The organism is Streptomyces sp. NPDC058632, from assembly GCF_042717095.1.
Lineage (GTDB): Bacteria > Actinomycetota > Actinomycetes > Streptomycetales > Streptomycetaceae > Streptomyces.
In genome coordinates this window covers 25,878-47,762 of record NZ_JBHXQZ010000062.1, presented here as the reverse complement: position 1 = coordinate 47,762, position 21,885 = coordinate 25,878, and the positions used below count along the sequence as shown (strand labels likewise).

Annotated in this window: 18 protein-coding genes and 1 pseudogene; 9 read left to right on the top strand and 10 right to left on the bottom strand. The window is 68.2% G+C overall.

Annotation, left to right across the window (positions count from 1 at the left end; translation table 11 throughout):
• Positions 1 to 546: 546 nt before the first annotated feature.
• Positions 547 to 1,899: a flavin monoamine oxidase family protein gene (locus tag ACFWVE_RS23040; protein ID WP_384016953.1), complete on the top strand. Its 1,353-nt coding sequence runs from the start codon at positions 547 to 549 to the stop codon at positions 1,897 to 1,899.
• A 299-nt stretch (positions 1,900 to 2,198) separates the two neighbouring features.
• On the opposite strand, the pseudogene ACFWVE_RS23035 reads toward ACFWVE_RS23040, so the two are convergent.
• The 5 genes and pseudogenes from ACFWVE_RS23035 to ACFWVE_RS23015 all read right to left on the bottom strand — a co-directional run.
• A pseudogene (locus tag ACFWVE_RS23035) lies at positions 2,199 to 2,443 on the bottom strand (hypothetical protein); the annotation flags it as partial.
• 1 nt (position 2,444) lies between these two features.
• Positions 2,445 to 3,353, bottom strand: a complete 909-nt coding sequence (locus tag ACFWVE_RS23030; protein ID WP_384016950.1) for a MerR family transcriptional regulator — start codon at positions 3,351 to 3,353, stop codon at positions 2,445 to 2,447.
• 209 nt (positions 3,354 to 3,562) lie between these two features.
• Positions 3,563 to 4,087 carry a hypothetical protein gene (locus ACFWVE_RS23025; protein ID WP_384016947.1) on the bottom strand — a complete coding sequence of 175 codons (525 nt, stop codon included), beginning with the start codon at positions 4,085 to 4,087 and terminating at the stop codon, positions 3,563 to 3,565.
• A complete protein-coding gene (locus tag ACFWVE_RS23020; protein WP_384016944.1) occupies positions 4,084 to 4,299 on the bottom strand; it encodes a hypothetical protein in 216 nt (71 codons plus the stop codon). The genes ACFWVE_RS23025 and ACFWVE_RS23020 overlap by 4 nt, the downstream gene beginning before the upstream one ends.
• A gap of 145 nt (positions 4,300 to 4,444) precedes the next feature.
• Positions 4,445 to 5,062 carry a CGNR zinc finger domain-containing protein gene (locus ACFWVE_RS23015; protein WP_384016941.1) on the bottom strand — a complete coding sequence of 206 codons (618 nt, stop codon included), beginning with the start codon at positions 5,060 to 5,062 and terminating at the stop codon, positions 4,445 to 4,447.
• 87 nt (positions 5,063 to 5,149) lie between these two features.
• On the opposite strand from ACFWVE_RS23015, the gene ACFWVE_RS23010 reads away from it, so the two are divergent.
• Complete coding sequence (locus tag ACFWVE_RS23010; RefSeq protein ID WP_384016938.1) at positions 5,150 to 5,926, top strand: MBL fold metallo-hydrolase; 777 nt, start codon at positions 5,150 to 5,152, stop codon at positions 5,924 to 5,926.
• Between the two features lie 419 nt (positions 5,927 to 6,345).
• Here the strand turns inward: ACFWVE_RS23010 and ACFWVE_RS23005 are convergent, their stop codons facing one another.
• Positions 6,346 to 7,275 (bottom strand): recombinase family protein, encoded by a 930-nt coding sequence (locus tag ACFWVE_RS23005; RefSeq protein ID WP_384016935.1) that lies wholly within the window; start codon positions 7,273 to 7,275, stop codon positions 6,346 to 6,348.
• A gap of 279 nt (positions 7,276 to 7,554) precedes the next feature.
• Positions 7,555 to 8,118, bottom strand: a complete 564-nt coding sequence (locus ACFWVE_RS23000) for a TetR/AcrR family transcriptional regulator (RefSeq protein WP_384016932.1) — start codon at positions 8,116 to 8,118, stop codon at positions 7,555 to 7,557.
• 105 nt (positions 8,119 to 8,223) lie between these two features.
• Here ACFWVE_RS23000 and ACFWVE_RS22995 point away from each other — a divergent pair, with 105 nt between their 5' ends.
• Positions 8,224 to 9,144: an NmrA family NAD(P)-binding protein gene (locus tag ACFWVE_RS22995; RefSeq protein ID WP_384016929.1), complete on the top strand. Its 921-nt coding sequence runs from the start codon at positions 8,224 to 8,226 to the stop codon at positions 9,142 to 9,144.
• Between the two features lie 182 nt (positions 9,145 to 9,326).
• Here the strand turns inward: ACFWVE_RS22995 and ACFWVE_RS22990 are convergent, their stop codons facing one another.
• Positions 9,327 to 10,634 carry a transposase gene (locus ACFWVE_RS22990; RefSeq protein WP_384016926.1) on the bottom strand — a complete coding sequence of 436 codons (1,308 nt, stop codon included), beginning with the start codon at positions 10,632 to 10,634 and terminating at the stop codon, positions 9,327 to 9,329.
• Positions 10,616 to 12,331, bottom strand: coding sequence for a DUF4158 domain-containing protein (locus tag ACFWVE_RS22985; protein ID WP_384016923.1), 1,716 nt, complete (start codon positions 12,329 to 12,331; stop codon positions 10,616 to 10,618). The genes ACFWVE_RS22990 and ACFWVE_RS22985 overlap by 19 nt, the downstream gene beginning before the upstream one ends.
• Before the next feature lie 312 nt (positions 12,332 to 12,643).
• On the opposite strand from ACFWVE_RS22985, the gene ACFWVE_RS22980 reads away from it, so the two are divergent.
• Positions 12,644 to 13,120 carry an LLM class flavin-dependent oxidoreductase gene (locus ACFWVE_RS22980; protein ID WP_384016920.1) on the top strand — a complete coding sequence of 159 codons (477 nt, stop codon included), beginning with the start codon at positions 12,644 to 12,646 and terminating at the stop codon, positions 13,118 to 13,120.
• A 100-nt stretch (positions 13,121 to 13,220) separates the two neighbouring features.
• Here the strand turns inward: ACFWVE_RS22980 and ACFWVE_RS22975 are convergent, their stop codons facing one another.
• Positions 13,221 to 13,880, bottom strand: a complete 660-nt coding sequence (locus ACFWVE_RS22975; protein WP_384016918.1) for a transposase family protein — start codon at positions 13,878 to 13,880, stop codon at positions 13,221 to 13,223.
• A 598-nt stretch (positions 13,881 to 14,478) separates the two neighbouring features.
• Between ACFWVE_RS22975 and ACFWVE_RS22970 the strand changes: the two genes are divergently transcribed.
• The 5 genes from ACFWVE_RS22970 (at position 14,479) to ACFWVE_RS22950 (ending at position 21,873) form a co-directional block, all read left to right on the top strand.
• Positions 14,479 to 15,489 (top strand): hypothetical protein, encoded by a 1,011-nt coding sequence (locus tag ACFWVE_RS22970; RefSeq protein ID WP_384016915.1) that lies wholly within the window; start codon positions 14,479 to 14,481, stop codon positions 15,487 to 15,489.
• Between the two features lie 462 nt (positions 15,490 to 15,951).
• Entirely contained in the window at positions 15,952 to 17,181 is a 1,230-nt protein-coding gene (locus ACFWVE_RS22965) for a DUF4158 domain-containing protein (protein ID WP_384016912.1), read from the top strand.
• Entirely contained in the window at positions 17,082 to 18,974 is a 1,893-nt protein-coding gene (locus ACFWVE_RS22960) for a Tn3 family transposase (RefSeq protein WP_384016956.1), read from the top strand. Before ACFWVE_RS22965 ends, ACFWVE_RS22960 begins: the two co-directional genes overlap by 100 nt.
• A 497-nt stretch (positions 18,975 to 19,471) precedes the next feature.
• Positions 19,472 to 20,560, top strand: coding sequence for a radical SAM protein (locus tag ACFWVE_RS22955; protein ID WP_384016909.1), 1,089 nt, complete (start codon positions 19,472 to 19,474; stop codon positions 20,558 to 20,560).
• Positions 20,560 to 21,873, top strand: a complete 1,314-nt coding sequence (locus ACFWVE_RS22950) for a peptide ligase PGM1-related protein (protein ID WP_384016906.1) — start codon at positions 20,560 to 20,562, stop codon at positions 21,871 to 21,873. The genes ACFWVE_RS22955 and ACFWVE_RS22950 overlap by 1 nt, the downstream gene beginning before the upstream one ends.
• The last annotated feature ends 12 nt before the right edge of the window (positions 21,874 to 21,885 follow it).

The following is a 21,885-nucleotide window of genomic DNA, read 5'->3' as shown; positions in this document are numbered from 1 at the left end:
AAGGTGTGGCTCGGGTCCGACAGGTACAGCGCGACCGCGTCCGCCTTGAACTCGGGCGAGTAGACCTTCATCACCATAAAAGATGCCTCCTGCCCTGCCCCTGCCGGGGCCGGTATCAGAGGTGTCCACCACTCGGGGACAGGTCCCCCCTCCACTACGACGGCTGGGCCCACTTCACCGAGGACCGCACAGAGCTGGCAGCCGCGTTCGCCTCCGCCGGCCTGGCCGACCGTCTCGACTGGAGCCGGCGCCCCTGAGCCGGGATGACAGAGACCTCCACGGCGCCCTGGCATGTTTCCCGCAGTCCGGCCTTCGGGAACAGTGAACAGCCATCAGTGCTCGGTGCGTGCTCGTGAACGCGCAGCGGGGTCCCGGCGTGACGCCGGGCCCGCTCGATCCCGCCACCAGCAATCCGCTGTGCGGAAAGCCGGTCACTTTGTGCTGACTGGCGCAGCCCACCCGCACTGGTCCGCCGGGTGTCTGGTCCACCGCGCCTGCTGCGGACTGGTCCCCATTCACCGGACTGCCCCTTTGAAGGGATGCAGGATGCATGATGTCGACGTTGCCGTAGTGGGCGCCGGCCTGGCCGGCCTGAGCGCCGCGCGCGAACTGGTCGCCGCCGGCAAGTCCGTGACGGTACTGGAGGCGCGCGACCGGGTTGCCGGGCGCAACCTCGGTGGGGTCCTCAGCAACGGAGTGCCTGTGGAGATGGGAGGCCAGTGGGTAGGCCCGACACAGGACGTGCTGCTTGAGCTGATCGAGGAACTCGGCCTGCAGACCTTTCCCACCTTCGATGAGGGGGAGGCACTGACCGTCATCGACGGAGACATCGTCCGGTACGGAGGCGAGAGCTTCTACGGCCTGCCCTCAGCATCGGCCACGGAGGTCGTCCGGCTGTGGGAACAGATGGAGACACTGGCGTCCAAGGTGACGACGGAGGCACCGTGGGAGATCGAGGGCGCCGAGGATCTGGACCGGCAGACGCTGGACAGCTGGCTGGGCGCGAACACCCAGGACAGCATCGCGCAACGGTTCTTCCGGCACTTGGTACCGGCACTGTTCTCCGCGGAGTCCCCCGAACTCTCCCTGCTCCACTTCCTCTTCTACGTCAAGTCCGGCACCAGCCTCAAGACGCCCGTAGCCATCGCCGGCGGCGCCCAGGAGAGCCATGTGGCCGGCGGGACCCACCAGATCTCCGAGCGGATGGCCGCGGAGCTGGGCGACAGAGTGCGTCTTGACACCGTGGTCCGGACCATCCGCCAGGACCAGAACGGCGCGGTGGTCGAGTACGAGGGCGGTAGCGTCACCGCCCAACAGGTAGTCGTCGCCGTCCCGCAGACCTTGGCCGGCCGGATCCGTTACATCCCCGGGCTGCCGGCACTGCGAGACGGGCTCACCCAGCAGATGCCCGCAGGTTCGGTCATCAAGTTCCAGGTCGGGTACGACACACCGTTCTGGCGCGAGGACGGACTGAGCGGATACGTGATGAGTCTCGACGACGCATTCAACCTCGTCATGGACAACAGCCCGGCCGACGCCTCCTGCGGAGTGCTCGTCGGTTTCCTCGAAGGAACACACGCCCGCACCGCGAGCCTGCTGAGTTCCGAGAAACGCCGCGCCCTCGTGACCGGTGCGCTCGTGAAGTACTTCGGCCCGAAGGCGGCTCACCCGTTCGATGTCCTCGAGCAGGACTGGAACGCCGAGGAGTTCACCCGCGGCTGCTACGGCGGTCGGCTGGGCGCCGGCGCCTGGACCCAGTACGGTACCGCCCTCACCGCGCCGGTAGGCCGCATCCACTGGGCCGGGGCGGAAACCGCCACGATCTGGAACGGCTACATGGACGGCGCCGTCCGCTCCGGCCGCCGTGCCGCGGACGAGATCCTCGCCGAGCTTTCCTGACCCCGACGTCCACCCCCGAGCCGCGCCGGGCGACACCACACTTCCCCCAAGGACTGGACCCCGGCGCGAGCCGGGGTCCTCTGCCTGTCCGGATGCACCGACAACCGCGGTGCCGACGGCACCCAAGGCCGCTAATCCCCGTGGGTTCAGGAAAACCGGAGGTCCTTCAGCGCGAACCCACGGGCCCGCCGGTGTGCGTCAGGCCGATGCCTCCGTGGGTTCGGGTGAAACACGAGGATGCTGAGGAATCCGAAGGGTCTCGGCGGCGACGTCGGCCTGGATGTCGTCGGTAAGCACGACCGCCTGCCGAACTGCCGGCTGTGCACCCAAGGTCGGCGTACCGGTCCGGGGTCGGGACAGCGCGTGCCGTGTCCGGGGTCGGGACGGCGCGTGCCGTGTCCGGGGCCCGCCTCCAGACCAACGCCGCCGTCCCCAGCCGGGTGGCGCCGTTGTCGAACAGCCGAGGCCCGTAGGCGATCAGCTCGTCCCGGTCGAGCGGCACCGCGAGGTCGGCGGCCTGCCCCGTGCCGAGGCCGAGCGCCAGGTCAGTTCTGATCCGCGGTACGCAGGGCCCGCGCCAGCCACTCCAGCTCCTCGGTCGCGTCGGGCGACGAAGCCTGCCCGCGCACACGGGCGACGAGCCTGCGGTAACGCTCCGCTCCTGCCTCGATCCCGGCCTCCAGGCTGCGCAGCACGGCGGCCCGGTCAGCGTCACCGAACAGCTCGGACAGCACCTCGGCCGCTGCCACCTCCTCCGGAGCGACACCGCCTCTCCTGACCTCCGCGACGGTCTGCACGATCTGCCTGGCCCACCAGATGGAGGCCCCGGCGGGACGACTCTGTCCCGGTACGGGCGTGTTGAGCTCCATCCATGTGCGCAACCGGATGCGGAAACCGGGGTCCCGCACCAGTTCGGCCAGTTCGATCCAGGCGTCGACCTGCTCAGGTGTGGGATCGTCCGGCAACTCGATGCTGTAGGTGCGCATGCGGTCGCGCAGGCGCGGGTCGTGGAGGCCGCCGAACACCTCATCCTTGAACTCGTCGACGATCTGCTTGCGTTCGGCGGCGGAAAGCCGCGCCAACCGGTTCATCAGCGTTGTCTCCTCAACGGTCGAACCCCGTTTCGCCACGGTGGACAGGACGGCCCGGCTCACCTTGAGCGAGCGGATCTGCGCATCGAGCGCGGCCACATGCGCGTCGGCGACCTCGGCAACCGTGGTGCGGCCGCTCAGGACGCGGCACACGTCGTCGAGCCCGAGCCCCAGCTCCCGCAGCGTGCGGACCAGCTCGACGCGAGCCACGGACTCGGCGTCGTACAACCGGTAGCCGCCCGCCGAGCGGGCCACAGGCGGCACCGCCCCCTCGTCCGACCAGAAGCGCAGGGTCCGCACCGGAACTCCGGTGCGGCGCGCGAGCCGGCCGATGGTGAGCACGTCGGGGCGTTCGTCGTCCATGAACCAGATCCTCAACCCTCCGGCGGCTGGAGACTCAAGTGCCTCGGTGCGACATCCCGTGAGTTCTCCAGAGCTCTGCCGAGTGTTCTCACCGACGCCGGCGTCGGCAGCATGTGCCTCCTCGCCTTCGACCAGACTGCAGACTGCAGACTGATCAGATCGGACGAGAAAGCTTCGGGAATCCCGAAGTCACGTCACTGACCGGCAGATCATGCGAACGAGAAAGAAGCCCCAGGCCAGCGGCTCCGGGCCCTGGCAAGAACCACGGGAGCCCACGGGATGTCGCACAGTCCGATACCGAGTTGGGCTCTGTCGCGTCGGCGGGTTTTGGGTGCCGGGTTCAGATGGGGGTTGTTCTCGTCGGGGACGAAGGGCTCGCCGTGGCCGGGGACGACCAGGGCGGGCTTGAGGGCGAGGATCTTGCGGCGGGAGGCGCGCAGGCCCTCGTGGTCGTCGGAGATGGGGTCTTCGGCGGGGCCGTCAACGCTCCACCAGGCGTGGGTGAGGACGACGGTCCCTTCGGCGGTTTCCGCGACGGTGGAGATGTCCTGGGGGGTGTGGCCGGGCGTTTCGATCAGGCGGATCGAGGGGGAGAGCTGGTATCCGTCGGCGGGCCGGTCGTACCAGAGGTAGTTGTGGTAGGCGGCCCAGACGTCGTGGGCGCGCGCGTTGATGAAGAGAGCTGCGTTGAGGGTGTGGTCGGGGTGGTGGTGGCTGAAGACCACGTCAGTCACCTGCCGGGGCTGATCCCGGCGGCGGCGGGCGGGTCGAGGATGAGTTTGCGGTCCTCGACCATGCCGGGGTCCACGACGACGACCGTGTCGCCGTCGCGCAGGAGGCCGACGGTCGAGGCGACGTGCCACGGCTTCTCCCGGCCGTCGCGGTCGGCATTGCGGGTGTCGAGGCTGTCGTAGCCGGTGGTCAGCAGGGTGAATGTGGCCGTCATGAGAGGTATTGGTCCTTCGTCGGGCGTGGGGAATGGCCGGCGTGGAGGGCGAGGTGTGCCGTCCGCGCCCGGGGCTTGAGGGTGTGCGAAGCCGCGCCCCGGCGCGGGTCCGGTGAACCGGCGGCGGGGGCGGGTGTGGCCGAACTCAGTCGGCGGGGGGCTGCGTGCGGCGGGCGTAGGCGCGGGCGGCGCGTGCGCGGTCGCCGCAACGGACCGAGCACCAGTGGCGGCGCCCGGCGCGGAGCAGGTAGCGGTTGCAGGGGGTGGAGGGGCAGGCCGTCAGCCGTTCGGCGTCGGGCCCGGTGAGCAGGTCGGCGGCGTCGGCGGCGAGGATGCCCAGGGCCTGGTCGACGATCTGGTCGATGGGGTGCGGGGCGGTGCGGTGCATGCCGCGGACCGCGTCCCAGCCGAGCGGGGAGGCGGTGGGGACCCGGGTGAGGGCGTCGTTGACAGCAGCCATTGCTGTGGCGGGGGCGGGGTGGCCGCCGACCTGGGCGGCGAGCAGGGCTCGTACCTGTTCGCGCAGGGAACGCAGGCGTGCCGCGCAGATCTCCTGCAGGCCCGCGTCCGCGGGGGCCAGGCCGTGGACGACCAGCCACTGGTTGGCACCGGAGGGCGTGCCCAGCGAGTCGAGGAACTGACCGCCCGGCAGGACGACGGCGCTGTTGGCGAGGTCGAGCGCGGGGTAGTGCTCGGCACCCGGTGACGGCGGCAATCCGCGGTCGGCAGTTTCGACGGTGGCGGTGGTATCGGTCTCACTCACCCATCTCACGCTACAGCTTGCGTTCATCCGTGACAAACGCCTACAGTCACGGATGTAAGCCAATCTATCCGTGAGGTGGTTCTCGTCATGACAGTAACCGGCGCTTCCAGCGAGCAGGTCCCCATCCGTGTCTTCGGCGGCCCGACCACCCTCATCGAGTACGGCGGGCTGCGCTTCCTGACCGACCCGACCTTCGACGCCCCCGGCGCCTACCCGTCCGGGCTGGCCAAGACCGCGCCCGCCTCCGCCACACCCGCTGATCTGGGCCGTATCGACGTGGTGCTGCTGTCGCACGACGAGCACGACGACAACCTCGATGCCTCGGGCCGGGCCCTGCTCGCCGGCGTATCCCTGACCCTGACCACGCCCAGTGGCGCGGCCCGGCTGGGCGGCACCGCACGCCCGCTCAAGGACTGGGAGTCCATCGAGCTGGACCGTCCCGGCGGTGGCGCGATCACCGTCACCGGCGTCCCGGCCCTGCACGGCCCCGGGGCACGCGCGGACCTCGAACCCGTCGTCGGCGAGGTCGTCGGCTTCGTCCTGAGCGGTGACGGCCTGCCCACCGTCTACGTCAGCGGCGACAACGCCCAGCTCTCCCTCGTCCGTGAGATCGCCGACCGATTCGGCCCGGTGGACACCGCTGTACTGTTCGCCGGCGCGGTCCGCACCCCGGTCCTGGACCGCGCACTGCTCACACTCGACAGCACTCAGGCCGCCGAGGCCGCCCGCATCCTGGGCGCCCGCCGCATCGTGCCCGTCCACTTCGACAGCTGGGCCCACTTCACCGAGGGCCGCGACGAGCTCGTCGCGGCCTTCGCCGCCGCCGCTCTCACCGACCGCGTCGACTTCGGCGTCCGCGGCTGAACCCACCTACGTGGGGTAGCGCCGAGGTAAGCCCAAAAGGGGCCATGGAATGATCTTGAAGACGGGCGCGGCTTGGCACAGCGGCGGATGTGAAGTAGTTGAGGTGCAGGAACTACCGGTGAGAACGATCATCGTCGGGTGCGCACCTGGTTCCTGGCACACTCGGGCCATAACCAACCGCTCCACTTGTCGCCACGGACACGAATACGGCGAGACCGACGCCAAAGCTGTCAAATACCACACAGAACCGGTCGACTGCAACGGGCGGCGGACTTGTCGATGCCAGGGCAGGCCCCGTTGCTACGCGTGCGGTGACTCCTTCTGCCTCTGCTCTGCGCACTGATCCCGGGGTCTGCCCCCTGGGGGGTAGCGCCGAGGTAAGGCCAAAAGCCGCCAGTACTTGATCTTGGTGGGTCCACTCAACGCCCGGTGTGAGCCGCGAGGCTGTTGACGCGGTTCGCGTACTCGCGGCGGGCCTTGCGTTGTGCCGGAATCACCGAGGTGCCCGGGGGGCCGTCGAGGGGCTGGCAGAGGTCGAGAAGTCGCCGGTGGATCGCGGGGACTGCGGTGACGCGCAGGGTGTAGCCCTGGCCGCGCCGTACGGTCACGCCGTGGTCGAGCGCAGCGCGCTCGGCAGGCTCCAGCTCGGCGGTGCTGAGGAAGTCGGCGACCTTGCCCGACATGTCGAGGGCGACCGCCAGTTCCGGGGCCGGGGTGCCCGGGTCGGCGGCCGTGTACTCGGGCAGGAGGTCGGCGACGGCGGTGCGGATGGCGCCGCGGCTGACGTTGTGGTCGCGGGCGAGGGCGGCGATGGACAGGCCCTCCAGGTATGCGGTGCGCACGGCGTCGGTCTTCGCGGCCGGGACAGCGGGGCGGCGCCCGCCCTTGTTGCCCTTCGCCTCGGCGGCCCGCAGCCCGTCGTAGGTCAGTTCGCGCTGGAGGTCGCGCTGGAGTTCGCCGGCGGCGGCGAGGGTCTGCACCATGAACTTGACGGTGGACAGCAGTTCGCCGGTGCGCGGGTGGCGGGCGGTGAGGTCCATGGCGGAGAACGCGCCGTCGTGGATTCGCAGGGCGAGACGATCGCGGTGCAGGACGTCGAGTACGTCGAGGATGTGCCCGGTGCCGCGTACCAGGCGGAACATCTCGGAGATGTGGACGGTGTCGCCCGGCCGCGCGTACGCGAGCAGCTCGGCGAACTTCGGTCGCTGAAGCGGGTGGAGGCGGCTGGAGGTGCCCGCCTGCTCCTCGAAGGCGACCGGGCCCTCGATCCCGGCCTCGTCCAGGACGAGGTTCTGACGGTCGGTCGACTGCTGGTCGGTCGACACCCGCTTGTAGACCAGGTTGGCCATGCCGCTCCCCGTTGTGGTGGTCGCATTCGACCCTATCTGTCAGCAAACCCTGTCATCAGCCGTCATCGGATCTGATTGGATCCGCGCCGCCATCGGGCCCCGGAAAGTCAGGGTTCATTGGACGCCCTCCACGCCTGTCGTCATTCGTTCGTTTGCCGACAGATGGTCCGCGGTCGCGAGCCGGTCCCCCGCTGTCGGACCTGGCCCGGGTGCCAGCTTCGCGGCTTCGTGGGTTGGTTGACGCGCTGAGCCAGGGCCGTGACGGTCGTATATGAGTGCTCAGGTGCCGTTGGCACCGAAGCCTGCGACGGCGACCCGGAAGGCGCGGTCCGCCTGCATCGCCGGGTCGGTGTAATTCTCGGTGGCCAGGGCGATTCCGACGATCAGTGTGAGCAGATCGTCGATGGTGATGTCCGCCCGGACAGTCTGGTCGTCAATGGCCTTGCGTAGCAGCAAGGCGCCGGCCGCACCGATGGCCGACGCACAGGAGTCCTGGGCGGCCTCGTCCTGGAGGGGCTGGTAGGAGAGGACGTCTGCCAGACCGCGTGCGGCGAGCGAGTAGGCGAGCAGCTCGCGCAGCCATTCCACCAGCGCGGAGCGGCTGTCGTGCTCGCCGCAGAGCGTATGAGCGCGATCGCACAGGTCATGGACGCGCTGTTTGAAGACGGCTTCGAGTAGGGCTTTGCGGGTGGGGAAGTGGCGCCGCACGGTGGCTGATCCGACGCCTGCGATGCGGGCGATCTGCTCCAGGGATGCCTGGGCTCCTTGGGTCGCCACCTCGGCCTCGGCCACGGCGAGGATGTGCGTGTAGTTGCGGCGGGCGTCCGAGCGCTGGCCGGTCATGATCTCCCCAACATTGATAAGTGGCGGGCCCCGCCGTATTGTAGCGAACACGAAACGGCGCGCCCCGCCGTTTGTAGTGTGCGTGACCATCGAGGAGATGTACACATGACCACTGCCGCAACACCGGTTCTCGTCGCCGGTGCCACTGGCCGCCAAGGCGGTGCCACCGCCCGTGCCCTGCTCGCGCAGGGAACACCGGTGCGCGCCCTGGTGCGCGACCCGAGCACGCCGCGCGCACGGGCCGTCGAAGAACTCGGCGCCAGCCTGTTCGTGGGCGACCTCACCGAACCTGCGACCCTTGAGGCGGCCATGGACGGCGTGCGGGCCGTCTTCTCCGTTCAGATGCCCGCATACACCGAGCAAGGGTTCGACTTCGCCGGCGAGGTCAGCCAGGCGGACAACCTCATGACGACTGCGCGGGCCGCCGGTGTGGAGCAGTTCGTCCAGTCCTCCACCAGCGGCGTGGGACAGCATGTCGAGGCCCCGGGCTGGGCCGAAGGACGGTGGGCGGTGATGGAAGCCCCGCTCGGCACGAAGGCTGCGATCCAGGACCGGCTGCGCGAACTCGACTTTCCCTACTGGACGTTGCTCAAGCCGTCGTTCTTCATGGAGAACTTCGAGCCGTCCATGCGGTTCTACTTCCCCCGCGGCGTCGAAGGGGGTCTGGTCACCGTCGTCAAACCGGGCACGCACCTGGCACTCGTAGCAGCCAAAGACGTGGGCCGGGCCGCGGCGGCTGCCATGTCCGCCCCCGCCGAGTTCCACCGAGTGGAACTGGAGCTCACCAGCGATTACCTGACCATGACCGAAATCGCTGAGATCCTCTCCCGCGCCGTGGGCGTCCCGCTGACGGCCCCGGACATGACCGAGGAACAGGCCCGCGCCGCAGGGGGAGACATGAGTGCCACGCACGAGTTCCTGGAGGTGGTCGGCCAGCCGGCCCGGCCACAGTTCGCTCGTGCGCTGGGCATCGACCTGACCAGCTTCGAAGAGTGGGCGCACGAACACCTGCGGACCGCCGCCTGAGCAGGGAGGTATGACGTCAGCGTGTCGCCGTGCGCCTGCTCGACGGCTTCGGGGTAAGCCTCGCGCTTGGCGTGCTCGGCCAGCGCCCGGTAGATGCTGGCCACCGAGGGGTTCTACCCCTGGCGCTAGGACGTCGCGCACATCGTCCATGGACATCATGATGCCGACCCGGCTCCGGCCTCTCAGGCGGCGGGACCGAAGCCGGCCGCGGCCGGGTCCTGCTCGCGCAGCGGGGTGAAGTCGACGTCGAGTTTCGGGTCGTACGCCTCGGGGGTGATGCCGAGTTCGTGCGTGGAGTACTCGCCGAACCGGTTGATGTGTTCGGTCAGGTAGGGCGAGATATGGGCCAGGTCCTCGGAGTCGATCTCCCATCCCTCTTCCAGGAGTTGGCGCACGATCTCGGCGATGTCCAGGGCGTTGTGGAAGATCACCGCGTTCGTGAGCAGGGCGTTGAACTTCATCGCCTTCTCCTGCTCGACCGGGTCGTTGTCAGCGATGACACCGCGGTTGCCGAAGCCGATCCACTGGGAGAACCGGTTGAACGACTCGACCTTGCTGGTCGCCGCGGTCACCCGCCGGCGCAGCGGGGCGTCCGAGAGGTAGCGCAGCAGCTGCACGGTGCGGATCACGCGGCCGACCTCGCGGAAGGCGGCGTAGGTGGCGTTCTTCTTGGAGCCCGAGCGCAGCCGCTTGAGCAGCGTGGAAGAGGAGATGGCGCCCTCGCGTACGGAGACGGCCACCCGCATCAGGTGGCGGAACTGGGACTCGATCAGGTCGAAGTCGATTGAGTTCTTGCCCACCTCGCCGAACAGGGCGTCGATGTGCACGTACTCCGTCTGCTTGGAGGGCCGGTAAAAGGTCATGCCCTTCCAGTTCCTGATCCTGGGCATCAGGTCGAAGCCCAGCAGGTGGGCGAGCGCGAACACCGGCTGGGACTGGCCCTGGGTATCGGCGTGCACGGTGGTCGGCTGCACCTCGGACGTGTTCTTCAGCAGGCCCTCGATGATGTAGACGGCCTCCCACACCCCGCACGGGATGAAGTGCGTGAACAGCGCGATGTAGGTGTCGGAGATGTGGTGGTAGGTGATCCCGCCCGGCTTGCCGTACCGCACGCTCGTCTCGGCCAGCAAGTTGTCGAGGTAGGTGTCCATGTGGGTGCCGTCGGCGGCCACCGCGGTGCCGTCGCCCCACGCCTGGGAGATGTCGAGGCGGGCGTGCGCGTTGACCAGGTCTGCGATCGTCTCGTTCAGCAGCACCAGGGAGAAGTGCCGGTTCGCCGTGTACGCCAGTTCGTGCCCGCTCACGCCGGGGATGTGGCGGGCGGCCTCGTACGGGCCCATGTTGGTGCCCTTGACGAACGTGGTGATCACATACCTGCCGAAGGGGTCTTGGAGTTTGGGCTCGTTGCCGGAGGCCGGGCCGAACCGGCGCCACCACTCCACCCAGTACGCCGTGCGGGCCACAATCCCCATCAGGGAGCGCTCCGGCATCCTGGCCTTGATCTCCTCCTCCAGCCGCTTCGCAGACGGCCGCTGCCCCTCCGCCCGGTGCGCCTTGAGCGACGGGATGCCCGTCTCCGAGTCGATGACCAGGCCCTCGTTGTCCGGGTACCCGGCGTCCGCCGCCGCGGCGGCGTTGCGCAGCTTGTCCTCCAGCTGCCGGCGGAAGAAGGCGGCGTCGAACTCGCCCGCCTCGCCTTCCTCGCACAGGCCGACCTCCACCAGGTAGGACGCCAGCTTCCCCTTGACGGCCTCCCAGGCCAGCAGTTGCGTGGACCAGTCCGCGTACTCCTCCGAGCCCACCACGGCGACATCGCCGGTGCGCAGTTCCTCCGCGAGCGCGGTGAAGACCATCGCCTCGAAGTGCTTGCGGACGAACTGCCCCGGCCGGGTCTTGTCGAGGACGGCTTCTGCCAGTTCTGTGTGGCGAAGGAGATGTCCACCGCGCGGCCGTCCTCGCCCAGGGCGCTGATGTACTCGCCGCGCGCCGCCTGGTGCCGCTGGGCGTGCGCGAGCGCGTCCAGGACCCGCCCGTCCTCCGACGTCGCGGTGAACTCCAGCTTCTCGACCAGGTCGAACATCACCGCCCGGTCCCGGCCGATCTGCCCGTACAGCAGCACCTCCCAGAAGTTGCCGTGGTGAGCGGAGACCTTCTCGATCTGCTCGTACTGTTTGGCGAACCCGCCGAAGCCCTCCACCGCCTGTGTGACCGCGCCGAACCCGTCGGCCTGCACCGCCTGGGCCCTGGCCAGGGCGAGGACCGCCGGAGAGACCCTGTCCTCCAGTCGCCGCGCGACCTCGTCGGCGGGCGCCTGTTCGTCCAGGCCCTCCAGCGCCGCCCGGACCTCGGCGGTCATGGCTGCGGCCTTCTCCAGCGCCACCTGAGCGGGACCGCCCTCGTCGATGCTCTTGAGCACGGTGCGGTAGTTCCCGATCAGGGCCTCGACGATCTCCCGCTCGGCCAGCCGGATCTCCTCCAGCTCCACCTTGGCCTTCTTGATCTTTATCGCCACGCGCTTGCAGAACATCGTCGCCAGGTCGTCACGGACCCGCATCCGCGCCTTGTGCGTCAGGCACGCCACCAGCGCGAGGCGCTTGACGGGCTTGTAGTCCCGTAGCTCCGCCACGTCGGCCGCGTCCGCCTCCCCGGCGAAGTCGGTGATCTTCCCCGCCGCGACGTCGTCCATCCACACGTCCGTTTCGCCAAGCTCGTCCACCCACTCCAGCCGCTTGGCCAGGTTCTTGAAGTGCGACCAGGTCGGGCCCTGGGCGGGCTTCTTGAGCCGGTTGTACAGCGTCGTGCCGTCGCTCTCGCGCTCCTCCAGCAGCCGCAGAAGACCCGCCCGCTCGAACGCGCTCATCCGGTCATGGATACCCCCGCAGATCTCGGCGTTCACCTCCTTGCGCAGCGTCGAGGCCATCACGTCGAAGGTGGAGAACGCTGGCAGCTCCAGCCCGGCCTCCACCACCTTCTCCAGCGCGATGTTGATCAGATCCGCAGGCCGGTTCTTCGACGCCGCCTCCCGGCGGATCGACTCCTCGGCGATCCGCCGGGCCCGCACCTGGTCGTAGGCCACGCCGACCCGCTGCCGTACCAGCCCCCGGTGGTTCTTCATGGTCTTCGCCGCCCGGTACAGCGGCAACGTGCCCTCCGGCAGCTCCACCGCCCGCCGCACGAACTCCGCCACAGCCTCCGGGATGTCCTCCACCTTCGGGAAGCACCCATGCGCTGATACGACTTCAGCGTCAGCAGCAGGGCCAGCAGATGCTCATCACTGTCCGTACGGTCGGCGGCCCACCCCAGCTCATCGCGAGTCGGGGAGAAGAACAGATGCAGCTCGTGCGCGGTGATCAGCCGCTTGAACCGCGGATACGCGGTCCTTTCGAACGAAGTCACAACCCACCCCAGGCCGCAGACGATAGTCACACCACCAACGACACTGAGCCGAACGGGTGACGGGCCGGACCCTCACGGCTTCAAGATCATTTCATGGCCTCTTTTGGGCTTACCTCGGCGCTACCCCTTCCTCGGCGACGACTTCCCCGCCGAGCACCCCTACGCGGAGCGCGTGTACGCCGTGCCCGGGCCCGCCCAGGACCGGCTCAACGGCGTCACCCCGCCCACCGGCCGCCTACCCCTGTGGCTGCTCGGCTCATCCGGCTACTCGGCGCAGCTCGCCGCCCGGCTCGGCCTGCCGTTCGCCTTCGCCGCACACTTCAACCCGCACGACGACGTGACCGCCCTGCGCCTGTACCGCGAACGGTTCACTCCGTCCGAGACCCTGGCCGAGCCGTACGCGCTGGTCAGCTTCACCGTCGCAGCATCCGACGACGCCCGTGAAGCCCGCCGCCAGGCCGGCACCCTCGCACACGCCATGCTCCGCATGTTCCAGCGCAAGACCTGCCTGCTGCCATCCCCCGAGGAAGTGGACGCCTACCCCTACGACGCACAGGAACGCCAGACCGTCGACAACTGAGAAGTTTTCATCCTGTTTTCGCAGGTCACGGGGCTGGTGTGGCCCTGAGTTGACGTGCTCGTGCCGATCATGAGCGTGATCGTCTCGGGGAGATCGTCGGTCACCTCTGGATCTCGGTGTTCGCGAGGACCAGGAGGGCCCGCAGGAGGGTGGTCGTGTGGCGGGTGTTCATGCGGACCTTGGTGAGGATGCGCCAGGTCTTGAGGTTGGCGAAGCCGTGCTCGACGGCGGCGCGTTCGCGGCTGAGCAGACGGTTCGCCTCCTTCTCCGCGTCGGTGAGCTTGTGGTTCCGGGTGGCTTTGCGGCCGGTGATGATCACGGGGTGGTCGTCGGGGTCGTCGTCCAGGCCGACGAAGCCGAGGTCGGCCAGGGCGCCGAGGCCGGCCTCGCGCAGATGCTCGGTGAGCTTGTCGTGGCGGGCGGTGGTGATCTCGCTGGACCGGCCGGGCCGGGCTGAGGAGATCCAGATCAGGTTGCCCTTCTCGTCGGTCAGCGCGAGAAACAGCAGACCATGGGCCTTATGTTTCCCGCTGTAGTTCTTGCGGTTGTCCGTCCCGGTGCGGCGGCGGGTGCGGATCAGGGTACCGTCCAGCAGGACGACGACCCCGCCCTTCTTTGCGATCTTCTTCAGGGCGCGGTCCAGGCGCGGGGCGAGGGCGGCCAGCAGACGCAGGACTTCCGTCACCCAGCGGCGCACGGTGGAGGCGGACACCTGGTTGCCGCCGGCCATATCAGCTGAACCCGCCGCTCGATCGTCCACGTGAGCACGTCCGTCATCCACACCCCTCCCGCCACGGAACCTACGCAGCGGCCCGTGATTCCCGCCCGGGAAACCCAGAGACCACCCGTGACGGACGATCACGTGCTACCGATCTCCACCCCGACCAGCACGAGCACCTCGCCCCAACGTCACACCAGCTCCGCTGAGCAGCGGAAATCACGATGGCACCAACTCATTGGAGCGGCAGGTCAATGAGCGGCAACTGTCAGTGCTGCAGTGGGTGGGAGCCGGATGTCCTGCTGTCCTGTGGGAGACCAGCTCCTACAAGACCACGTGTCAGGCACTGCACAACCGCGGCTTGGTCACTGTCTCCCGGAAGGGCGGGCAGTGGAGCGTCGCCCTGACGGGTGCAGGCCAGCACTACCTGGCTCACGGCACCTACCCTCCCCGCGGGTCACGCCCGCCGGGGACCCAGGCCACCGCTCCACGACCCCGGTCCCCCCAATCGCACGAAACTCCGGCCACCGGGCGGACGCCAAGCCCTCCATCACAGCCTCGTACGACGTTCACGGAGCAGCTGCTGCAGGAGCTTGCGGACGCCGGCGGCCGGATCGTCAAGAGCGGCAGCGGCCCGGACTTGGAGAAGTGGCCGTCCCACGTCGCCGCGGCACGTAGGTCCACAAGGGTCCCGGAGACGAAGGAGCTATACGGGGGTTGGTGCCGTGGCGGGTACGAGATCAAGCTCGTCGACATCCCCACCTGGCGCCTTGCCGTCCTCGAACCCATCTCCGTGCCGTCGCGGCTCGCGCGTCCGCACACCGTGGTACAGGCCATGCAGAGCGAAACCCAACCGCTGGGCCTCACGAAGCCCGTCCAAGGACGTGCCCTCCGGCTCATCCAAGCGCTCATCACCGCGGTCAAGACCGCAGGACATTCCGCTTCTGCTGGACGGACCGGCTTCGCTCCCCCGCCTCATCGCCGCCGCAGCGCACCTCCCCACTTCACCATCACCGCACGGGGCCAGACCGTGGGGTTCCTTGTCCTCCAGGAGCAAGACCGAACCGAGCACGTCGCCACCGAGAAGGAACTCGCCGCGGCCAAGAAGGACTCCTGGGTCAGAATCCCCCGCTTCGACCACACCCCGTCCGAACGGCTCCGCTTCGTCCTCAGCGGCGGCCAACCGCACCGGGCGAGCGAATGGGCCGACGCCCCCGGCCACTCCCTCGAAAAGCAGCTCGCCCAGATCGCCCAAGAGGTCACTCTTCGCGGCGAGGCCGCTGAACGCAGACGCCAGGACGAGATCGAAGCGGCACGCCAGAAGCGCATCCGCTGGGAAGCCGCCATGGAAGAAGCCCGCATCCGGTACGCGGAGGTGTACCGCATCAGGCACCTCGAAGCGCAGGAAGCGGCTTGGCACCACGCCACCCGATTGACCGGGTACGTGAGCGCTGTGCGCGCGCAAGTCGAGGCCATGCCGCCGGGCCAGGCCAGAACCGACGCCGAAGGGTGGATCAGCTGGGCAGCGACCACCGTCGAGCACCTCGACCCGCTGAGCTCACCACCCCGGTTGCCCGACGTCCCCGAACCGCGAGCCGACGACCTAAGGCCCTTCCTCGGACACTGGAACCCTTACGGACCGACCTCTTGAGCGCCCGCTCCGCCAACGTCCGGCCCGCCGAACTACGGCATGCAGGAACTCGCCTTATTGTCTTCAAGTTTCTGCAAAGACAGCCCGCGGGAACGCGCTCTCCAACTGGCACGACCTACACGATCAGTCAGGTGACACCCCGTCAGGGGTCCCAGTAGTTCTCGCCGAAAAAACAACGCTATGCCGTGCAGCGGCTCCTGATCTGGCCTGATTCGAGTCCGAGGAGTGGCCGGATAAGCAGCCGGCTGCGGTGCTCGGTGCGGTGCGGCGCTCGAAGCGGATCAAGGCCGACCCGACCATGGTGAACCTGTGCGATGAGGGAACAGCTCGCGTCACGAGCGCAGGAGAGTAGAGCAACCCCCTTTCTGGCGAGGCCAGTTCGGTGGTTTTCGTCTACCCGCGCTCCCCGGCCGGGTATCGGTGGTCTCCGACTGTGCTGATCGAATGGGGCGGGAGGGGCCGATGGCCACGCGGGTGTTTTCTGATGAGGAGCTGGAGGGCCTACGGTCCTTCCCCGCGATCGGCAAGGACGAGCTGATCCGCTACTTCACGCTCACCTCGGCCGATCAAGCGTTCCTCGGCAAGTTCCGCCGGGCCCAGAACGTACTCGGCGCCGCCGTCCAGCTCTCAACTCTGCCCTGGCTGGGGTTCGTTCCCGACGACGTCCCCTCCGCGCCGCCTGCCGCAGTGGGGCGTCTGGCAAGGCAGCTCGGGGTCGCCGTCGCCGACTTGGCGGGCTACGGAGAGCGCGGGCAGACCCGCACGGATCACTTGCGGGAGATCGCCGAGTACCTGTCGTGGAAGCCCGCGAAAGCGATCGAGTTCAAAGAGCTGGACGAGTTCCTGCTGGCCCGCGCGATGGAACACGACTCCCCGAGCCTGCTGTTCCGGCTGGGGTGTGAGTACCTGCGCTCGGCGAAGGTGATCCGGCCGGGTGTCGTCTCGCTGCTGGAGAAGGTCGCCACCGCGCGCCAGGCCGCGGAGAAGGAGACCCACGGCCGGGTGGCCCACCTGCTCACCGGCGAGCAGGTGCGGGGGCTGGACGGGTTGCTGGCGGTCGAGCCGACGCTGGGCTCGACGCGGCTGCACTGGATGGGAACGGGACCGGTGCAGGGGTCGCCGACGAGCGTGAAGGGCGAGGTCGAGAAGCTGACGTTCCTGCGGGGACTGGGCGCCGACGCACTTGACCTGTCCGCGCTGCCTGCCGAACGCCGCCGCTACCTGGCCCAGATCGGCCGCCGTCTGACCGCGCAGGCCCTGGTGCGGCGCGAGCCCAACCGGCGTCACCCGATCCTGCTCACGCTGCTGGCGCAGTCCGCGGTCGATGTCCTGGACTCCGTGGTGCAGCTCTTCGACCAGACCCTGTCAGGCTCGGAGTCGCGAGCGAAGATCAAGCTGCGCGAGGTACTCGCCGAGCGGGCCAAGTTGTCGGAGGACCGGCTCGCCCTGCTGGACGAGATCCTGCCCGTCCTCGCGGACACGGATATCCCGGACGAGGAGGTCGGGACGCTGCTGCGCGGGAAGATCGGCATGAGCCGACTGCGGGCCGCACACGCCGGGCCACCGTGCGGCTGCCGCGCGACCACGGGCACCTGGCGCTGCTGGCCGGCTCCTACACCTACATCCGGCAGTTCGCCCCGAAGGTCCTGGAAACGGTGCGGTTCAAGGGCGGCACCGAGGCGACGCCGCTGATCGAGGCCCTGGAGATCCTGCGGGAGCTGAACGCCACCGGCGCCCGCAACGTCCCCGAAGGAGCCCCCACGCTGTTCGTGCCGACCCGGTGGCAGGGCTACCTGGATGAGGCCGCGGCGAAGGGCGATGTGACCGCCTACCGGCACTACTGGGAGCTATGCACGCTGCTCGCGCTGCGCGACGGCCTGCGCTCGGGCGACGTGTACGTGCCGGGCTCGCGCCGCTACGACAACCCGGCCGCCTACCTGTTCAAGCCCGCCCAGTGGGAGACGCACCGGGCCGAGTTCTGCCGCCTGGTCGGCAAGAGCCCCGACTTCTCCGAGGCCCTGCCGCTGGTGACGGACGAGCTGGACGAGGCCCTCACCGACCTGGAGGGAGTCCTCCAGCGCGGTGACGGGCCCGTGCGGCTCAACGACGCCGGTGAGCTGGTCATCTCGCCGCTGACGGCGGAGGACATCCCGTCCGAGGCCGAGGAACTGCACGAAGAACTGGAGAAGATGCTGCCGAACGTGCCGATCGCCTCGCTGCTGGTGGAGATGGACCGGCACACCGGGTTCCTGGACTGCTTCACCCACGCCGGCGGCAAGCAGGCCCGTTCCCCGCAGTTGAAACGGAACCTGATCGCCTGCCTGATCGGGCTCTCCACCAACCTCGGACTGCACGGGATGGCCGCCTCATGCGGCATCCCCTACGACGTGCTGGCGTGGACCGCGGAGTGGTACATCCGCGAGGAGACGCTGCGCGAGGCGAACATCTGCCTGGTCAACTACCACCACAGGCTGCCGATGACGACCATGTTCGGCTCCGGCACCCTGTCCTCCTCCGACGGGCAGCGGTTTCCGACCCGGGGCAAGTCGATCACCGCCCGGCATCTGAACAAGTACTTCGTCTCGGAGGGCATCTCCACCTACACCCACGTCTCCGACCAGCACTCCACCTTCGGCACCAAGGTCATCGTGGCCACGCACCGCGAGGCCCACTACGTGCTGGACGAGATCCTGGGCAACGCCACCGACCTGCCGATCAGCGAGCACGCGACCGATACGCACGGCGTGACCCTGGTCAACTTCGGCCTCTTCGACCTGGTCGGCAAGCAGCTCTCGCCCCGCATCCGCGACCTGGGCAAGATCACCCTGTACCGGATGGGCGCGAGGGCCGACTACGGGGACCGCTTCCCGACCGCCGGGTCGCTGCTGACCAAGAAGGCCAACCTGGACCTGGTCGCCGACCACTGGGACGACCTGCTCCGTCTGGCGGGCTCGCTGAAGTACGGGCACGCCACCGCCTCCCTGATCGTCGGCAAGCTGTCCGCGTCCTCCCGGCAGAACGCGCTGGCCGCTGCCCTGAAGGAGTACGGGGCGATCCGCAGAACGATCTGTGCGGCGAAGTACCTGTCGGACGAGGGCTACCGCCGTAAGATCGCCCGCCAGCTCAACAAGGGCGAGTCCCTGCACGCCCTGCGCCGCCAGCTTCACCACGCGCGTGAGGGCAAGGTCGCCCGGCGCCAGCCCGAGCAGCAGAACGAGCAGGCGTGGTGCCTGACCGTCGTGACCAACAGCGTGGTCTGCTGGCACACCGAGTACATGGGCCTGGCCGTCGATGAACTCCGTACCGCCGGCCGCGAGGTGGACGCCGAGGTGCTGGCGCACATCTCCCCGGCCCGCAGCTCGGTGGTCAACTACTACGGCTCCATCACCGTCGACTACGAGCACGAACTCGCCCAGCTCGACGACCGGGGACACCGCCCGCTACGAACCGTGGACACGGACGACCCCGGAGCCGGGCTGCAGTAGTAGCCGTCCCCGGCACCGCCCCAGCAGCGATGAAGGCCTGCCGGGGGGCGTCCCCGGGGCGGGAGGCTTCTCTGTCAAGTTCTACGAGTTGAAGATTGATGTCCTGCCGGGGCTGCTCTCCGGGGTGGCCCGGATGCCATCTGCTGTGTGGTCGGTGGGGTCTCTACATCAGGTCACAGAATGGCCTGATGTGGCTGGCGGGACGGTTTACCGGGTCTGGGCAGTCAGGATGCCCTCCACTCGGCCACTGATTGCTTGCACTCAATTCCTCAACGCTACGAAACATGAGGTACGTCATATCCGATGCACCGGACATGTGTTCTGATGGGCCGCCGGTAACGTCCTGTCATCAACCTGATACTGCAGGGTGATTGCCGCACGTCAGGCTGCTGAACCGGCCACCCAATCCGGTTCGGTGGGCCTGAACGTCTTGCCCTTGACCAACGGTGAGGCGCCATTTCCCGTTCAGTGATCCTGAGAGGACAGGCCCTACAGTCATGGCCGGAGCCAAGAACGGCGTCTTCGCCGAGAAGATCTCCCCGTACTTACGCAAGAAGATCGAGGAAGCCGGTGAGCCGCTCCCTTTCCTCGACATCCAGTACGCCGTTGACCCTTCTGAGGCTGTCGAGCAGACCTTCGAGGTCGCCCGTCACTACCAGTCGGAGATGAGCACCCTCTTCGAGGGCCGTGAAGTGCGTGGCGTCGAGAAGCTGTACCGGCGGACCCTGCTGGTCGAGCCCACCACAATCTGCGCCGCGCACTGCCGCTGGTGCATCCGCGGGCAGTACGACACCGCCACGCTCTCGCGTGAGGATCTGGAACTCATTGCCCGCTACTGCGGGACGGCTCCGGAGAACCAGGATGTTCGTGAGGTACTCGTAACCGGTGGTGACCCGCTGATCCTGGTCGACCGGATCGAATGGCTACTGGACGCGCTGGAAGAACACGCACCCCAGGTCGAGATCGTGCGCATCGCTACCCGGGTGCCGCTCCAGGACCCGCGCCGGGTCGATGCCCGTATGCAGCACGCACTGCGACGCCGTTCGACGTTCCGGGTCGAGATCGCCACGCACATCAACCACAAAGGCGAGCTGTTTCCCGAGGTCAGGGAGGCGTATACGGCGCTGCAGGAGGCCGGGGCACGCATCTACGACCAGACGGTCCTGCTGCGCGGGCTCAACGATAGTCTCGACACCCTCGTCGGGCTCTTCGACGAGCTGCGCTACATGGGAATCGAGGCGCACTACCTGTTCCACTGCGTCCCGATCCGCGGCATGGACCACCATCGCACGTCCGTCGAGGAGGGCCTCGAACTGCACCGCCGGCTGGGAGCCTCGGGGCTGACGTCCGGCCGTATACGCCCGCACTTCACGCTGATGACGGATGTCGGCAAGGTGCCGCTGTACGAGGGGTCGATCATCGGCCGGGACGAGCACAACCGGATGCTGATACAGACCGCCTACCGGTACGAGGACAGGATGTCCTGGGTCCCCGGCTGGCAGCTTCCCGAAAATGCCCGCGTCGACGACAACGGGTTTCTGCAGGTGTGGTACTTGGACGCTATCGGCGGAAAGGCCGAGTTCTGATGCCTCGCCTCTGGCTCGGCAACGCCTGCACCGAGCACATGGTCGACCGCATGGACCTGCTCACGCAGAATGACTTCGACGGCATCCTGTTCGCCATGAAGCGCCTGGTGTGGCTGATGCGGGACGGCGATGCCCTCGTCCTGCCACGGCCAGTGCCTGACGACTTCCTGCATCACGTAGCCCAGCACACGGGTATCTCCCCGGACCGCATCCACGTGATCGCACCGGATGTAGACCTCCTCACCCAGGACTTGCTCCACTCCAAGGAGATCCTCGGCCGTCTGAGGGAACTGGTCACTCCTGACTGGGAGTTCTGTCCGTACATCCACGACCGGGGCGCCGAGGTGCTCGCGCGTGAGCTCGGCCTTGTCACCGGATCACGGTTCGTCGCGGAAGGCGGTGCGGAACTGCTCAACAGTAAAGTCGTCTTCCGTGCCCTGGCCGCAGGGGCCGGGTTCGCCGTCCCCGACGGCATACCGTGCCGCACCACTGAGGATCTGCTGCGCACGCTGCATCGGCTCCTGGCCGCGCACCCGGCTGTCATCCTCAAACGCGACCGCGCCGTCGGCGGCCACGGCAACACCGTGATCACCACCGACCCGGACCTGGAAGGCACCGGAGCCCAGCACACGATCGTCCTCGGCGATCCGACTGATCACGAACAGGTGCTCAAGGAAGCCGGGTTGACCACCACCCACGCCCCACAGGGAGAGATCGTCCTGGAGGTGTTCCACCCAGGCTGCACGTCCGTGTACGTCGAGGTGGACTGCCCCGAACACGGCGAAGCCGTCATACTCAACGGAGGACAGCTTCGTACCGACCAGCATCCTCCGGTCCTGGCCGGACTCGCACTGCCGCCCAGGAGCGTGCCCGGACCGGCGTGGGAGCACTTCACCAGCGAGGCCCTGCGGATGGCCCGCTTCATGCAGAGCCTCGGTTATCGCGGTCTGGCCAGTATCGACGCCGTGATCGACCAGGCCGGCAACGTATGGTTCAACGAGGTAAACGCGCGTCTGGGCGGCAGTACCCACCTGCATCACATCGCCGAGACTCTTGTCGGCCCGCACTGGACGGACAGCCATGTCCTGATCAGCAGGTTCAACGTCCGGGCACCCGCGCTCGCCCATCTTCTGCGCGCCATGCGAGAACACGGGCTCGCTTGGGATTCCCGGCACGGTCATGGCATCGTCATCGCCTCCGATGACACCGCCGCCACCGGCAACCTCGAGTACGTCGTCCTGGCGCACAACCACGAAGAAGCCAGCGACCTCGAAGACCAACTGACCGGCCTCCTGGCCCAGCACGACAGTTAAGGATCACTACGC